Consider the following 347-nt stretch of genomic DNA (forward strand, 5'->3'; position numbering starts at 1 on the left):
TAATCAAAGGCTTTTTCTTTGTTATCCATTGCTATTACTAAAATAGTTATAACAGAATCAATAATAAATTATGCGAACAGTGGGATGAAAAAATGATGAAGAAAAAAGAGGGCATAATGAAATGTGAGGTATTCATGTCTGATAATGAAAAATATCGTTATCAGTTAACAAGAACATGGGATGATACAAAAGATAATGCAACCATCATTATGTTAAATCCTAGCAAGGCAGAGTTATTCATAACTGATAAAACTGTAATGAATGTTCAAAATTTCTTAATTAAAAATAATTATGGTTCCATGACTATAGTAAATATATTTTCCTACATGACTACAAATCCCTCGTAT

1 protein-coding gene is annotated in these 347 nt (G+C 28.0%); it reads left to right on the forward strand.

Annotation, left to right across the window (positions count from 1 at the left end; all coding sequences use genetic code 11):
- Positions 1-95: 95 nt before the first annotated feature.
- A partial coding sequence (locus KVT27_RS23960; protein ID WP_217582107.1) for a DUF1643 domain-containing protein occupies positions 96-347 on the forward strand: 252 nt, incomplete at its 3' end.

This window comes from Lysinibacillus sp. GbtcB16, assembly GCF_019091145.1.
Taxonomy (GTDB): Bacteria; Bacillota; Bacilli; order Bacillales_A; family Planococcaceae; genus Lysinibacillus; species Lysinibacillus fusiformis.